Annotated in this window: 2 protein-coding genes; both read left to right on the forward strand. The window is 53.2% G+C overall.

Annotated features, from left to right (window positions below; translation table 11 throughout):
• Nucleotides 1-3,254: DNA polymerase III subunit alpha (dnaE, locus tag Q0510_RS07330; RefSeq protein ID WP_298709640.1), on the forward strand; the 3,254-nt coding region annotated here is incomplete at its 5' end.
• 127 nt (nt 3,255-3,381) lie between these two features.
• Entirely contained in the window at nt 3,382-3,699 is a 318-nt protein-coding gene (gene trxA / locus Q0510_RS07335) for a thioredoxin (protein ID WP_298709642.1), read from the forward strand.
• The last annotated feature ends 91 nt before the right edge of the window (nt 3,700-3,790 follow it).

A 3,790-nucleotide genomic window follows, 5' to 3' on the forward strand; every position in this document is an offset into this window, starting at 1 on the left:
AATATCCCCGTATCGACAAGGAACTGATCCTCCAATACCACAAAGGCCTCATCGCCACCACCTGCTGCCTCGGCGCCTCCGTGCCCAAAACCATCCTCAAAAAAGGAGAAGAAGAAGGCGAAAAGGAATTCAAATGGTGGCTGGATATCTTCGGGGAAGACTTCTACGTGGAAATGCAACGCCACGGCATCCCCGAACAGGAGAAAGTAAATGAAGTGCTCGTGCGCTTCGCACAGAAATACAACGTGAAAATCATCGCCTCCAACGACTCCCATTACGTGGACCAGGCCGATGCCAACGCGCACGACATCCTCCTTTGCATCAACACCGGCGAAAAGAAAAGCACCCCGTCGATGAAAGAGTTCTCGGACGACGACGTGATGGTGAAAAACAAACGCTTCGCCTTTTATAACGACCAGTTTTATTTCAAGTCCACGGACGAGATGTCGAAGCTCTTCGCCGATCTCCCCATGGCCATCGACAATACCAACGAGATCGTGGACAAGGTGCAGCTGCTCGACCTGAAGCGCGACATCCTCCTCCCCAACTTCCCCATCCCGAAAGAATTCTTCACACAGGACCAGTACCTGCGGCACCTCACCTACGAGGGCGCCCGCAAGCGGTATGCGGAGATCACCGCGGAAGTGGAGGAAAGGCTCAATTTCGAGCTGGATGTAATCGAGAAGATGGGATTCGCCGGTTACTTCCTCATCGTGTCCGACTTTATCTCCGCCGGGCGCGAACTGGGCGTATTCATCGGTCCCGGCCGCGGTTCCGCCGCGGGATCTGCCGTGGCTTATTGTGTGGGTATCACCAATATCGACCCCATCAAATACGACCTGCTGTTCGAAAGGTTCCTCAACCCCGAGCGTAAGAGCATGCCCGATATCGATACGGACTTCGATGACGAAGGCCGCCAGCGGGTGATCGATTACGTGGTGGACAAATACGGCAAGCAGCAGGTGGCGCAGATCATCACCTACGGTACCATGGCGGCGAAAATGTCGATCAAGGACGTGGCGCGCGTGATGGACCTGCCCCTGCAGGATTCCAACGCCCTGGCCAAGCTCGTGCCCGACAAGCCGGGCATCCAGCTGTCAAGGATCTTCAACGCACCGCTGGACGGGGATAAGAGCCTGCAGGACAAGGAAGGGCTCGGGCCGGAAGACATCGAGAACGTGAAAAAGTTGCGCGAGCTGATCAAAGGCGAAGACCTGCAGGGCGAAGTGCTCCGCGAGGCCTGCGTTCTGGAAGGCTCCGTGCGGAATACGGGTATCCACGCGGCGGGGATCATCATCGCGCCGAAAGACCTTTCGGAGCTGATTCCCGTAACCACGGCCAAGGATTCCGACCTGCTCGTGACCCAGTTCGAGGGCAACGTGATCGAAAGCGCGGGCGTAATCAAGATGGACTTTTTGGGGCTGAAGACCCTCACCATCATCAAAGGCGCGCTGGAGATGATCAAAAAGAACCACGGCATCGATATCGTCATCGACAATATCCCGCTGGATGACCAGAAGACATTTGAACTGTATCAACGCGCCGAAACCAACGCCACGTTCCAGTTTGAAAGTCCGGGCATGCAGAAATACCTGCGCGAGCTGAAGCCCGACAAATTTGCGGATCTCATCGCGATGAACGCCTTGTACCGTCCGGGCCCGCTCGAGTACATTCCCCTGTTTATCCGCCGTAAGCACGGGCTGGAGCCAGTAACATACGACGTGCCGGTGATGGAGGAATACCTCGCGGAAACCTACGGGATCAACGTATACCAGGAACAGGTAATGCTGCTGAGCCAGAAGATGGCGAACTTTTCCAAGGGCGACGCGGATATCCTGCGTAAGGCCATGGGTAAGAAGCAGAAGGCCGTACTGGACAAAATGAAGGCGCAGTTTATGGAAGGCTGCAAGCAGAACGGCCATGACCTGAAGATGTGCGATAAGGTATGGACCGACTGGGAGGCGTTCGCATCCTACGCGTTCAACAAATCGCACTCCACCTGTTACGCATTCGTGGCGTACCAGACCGCCTACCTGAAAGCCCACTACCCTGCCGAATACATGGCTTCGGTGCTGAACAACGCCAGCAACCTGGAGAAGATCACCTTCTTCATGGAGGAATGTAAGCGCATGGGGCTCGACGTATTGCCGCCCGATGTGAACGAGTCGTTCAAGGGTTTTGCGGTAAACAGGAAAGGACAGGTGCGTTTCGGCCTGGCGGGCCTCAAGGGCGTAGGCGAAGCAGCGATTGAAAATATTATTGAAGAGCGGGAAAGAAATGGCGCTTACACCACCATGTTCGATATGATCAAGCGCGTGAACCAGCGTGCGGTGAACCGTAAATCGCTGGAGGCGCTGGCGATGTCTGGGGCGCTGGATTGCTTCGCGGAGCTGCACAGGGCGCAATATTTCCATAAGCCCGACGGGGATACTACTACGGGACTGGAAAAAATCGTGAAATTCGGGCAGCAGGTGTCTGCCGAAAGCTCCACTTCAGGAGGGCTTTTCGGGGATTCCCTGATGGCGGAAATCGTGCCGCCGAAGATCCCGCCATGCGATCCCTGGCCGCTGACGATTAAGCTGAATAATGAGCGCGAGGTGACAGGGATTTACATCTCCGGCCACCCGCTCGACGATTACAAGTTCGAGCTGAAGCATTACCGGATGAGCCCCCTGTCAGACATTACCGAGTATCAAAACCAGATCAGCGGCGCCTCGGACAATAACAAGGGCAAAGCGAAGGATTTCCGCATGGCGGTGTACGTAAGCGGCGCCATCGAGCGCATCTCCCGCAACAACAAGCAGTTCGGCATCATGACGCTGGAAGATTATTCCGGAAAGTTCGAATTCGCGCTCTGGAGCGAGGATTTCCTCAAATTCACACATTACTTCAAGCAGGGGCTTTGCCTGTACGTCAACGGCGGCTTCAAGCCCAGGCGCTTCAACGAGAACGAATACGAGTTCAAGATCAACAGCATGCAGCTGCTGCAGGAAGTAAAACGGAACCAGACGCGGAAAATCGGTATCGTGACCATGCCACAATTCATCAAGCCGGAAATGATCGATTTCCTGGCCGACAATGTGTCACGCAATCCCGGCAAAAGCGAAATCTACTTCCAGCTGGTGGACCGCGACGAGAACCTTTCGGTACGCATGCACACCTTTAATAAACACGTGGAAATGAATGACGAATTGGCAAATTGGCTGGATTCCCAACCGGATCTGGATGTCTGGATAGATATTGCCAATAAGTAAGTAGATAAATCCTATATCAGGGGATGCCAAAAATGCAGTAGTTTTACATCGGATTGGTTTTTGCGTGTTCATCACCAGTAAATCAAACCACCAATCATTAAATTATAAACTTTTAAATCTATACAAAATGGCTTTAGAATTCACAGATGCGAACTTCCAATCGAACGTACTTGAGTCAGACAAACTGACTGTGGTTGACTTCTGGGCAGAATGGTGCGGTCCCTGCCGCGCGATCGGTCCGGTTATCGAGGAGCTCGCCAAAGACTACGATGGCAAAGTGAACATCGGCAAAGTGAACGTGGACAACAACCCGCAGGTTTCTATGAACTACGGTATCACCAGCATTCCTGCCATCCTGTTCATCAAAAACGGCCAGGTAGTAGACAAACAAGTGGGCGCCGCCCCCAAATCCGTTCTGGAAAAGAAAATTCAGGCAAACCTCTAATCCGGTTTGAACATATTGAAAAAAGCCGTCCCGATTCCCGGGACGGCTTTTTTATGCGAATGCCTTTTAATATAATCAAAACTAACTATAT

Origin of the sequence: uncultured Chitinophaga sp. (genome assembly GCF_937874145.1) — a bacterium.
In the GTDB taxonomy this organism is placed as follows: domain Bacteria; phylum Bacteroidota; class Bacteroidia; order Chitinophagales; family Chitinophagaceae; genus Chitinophaga.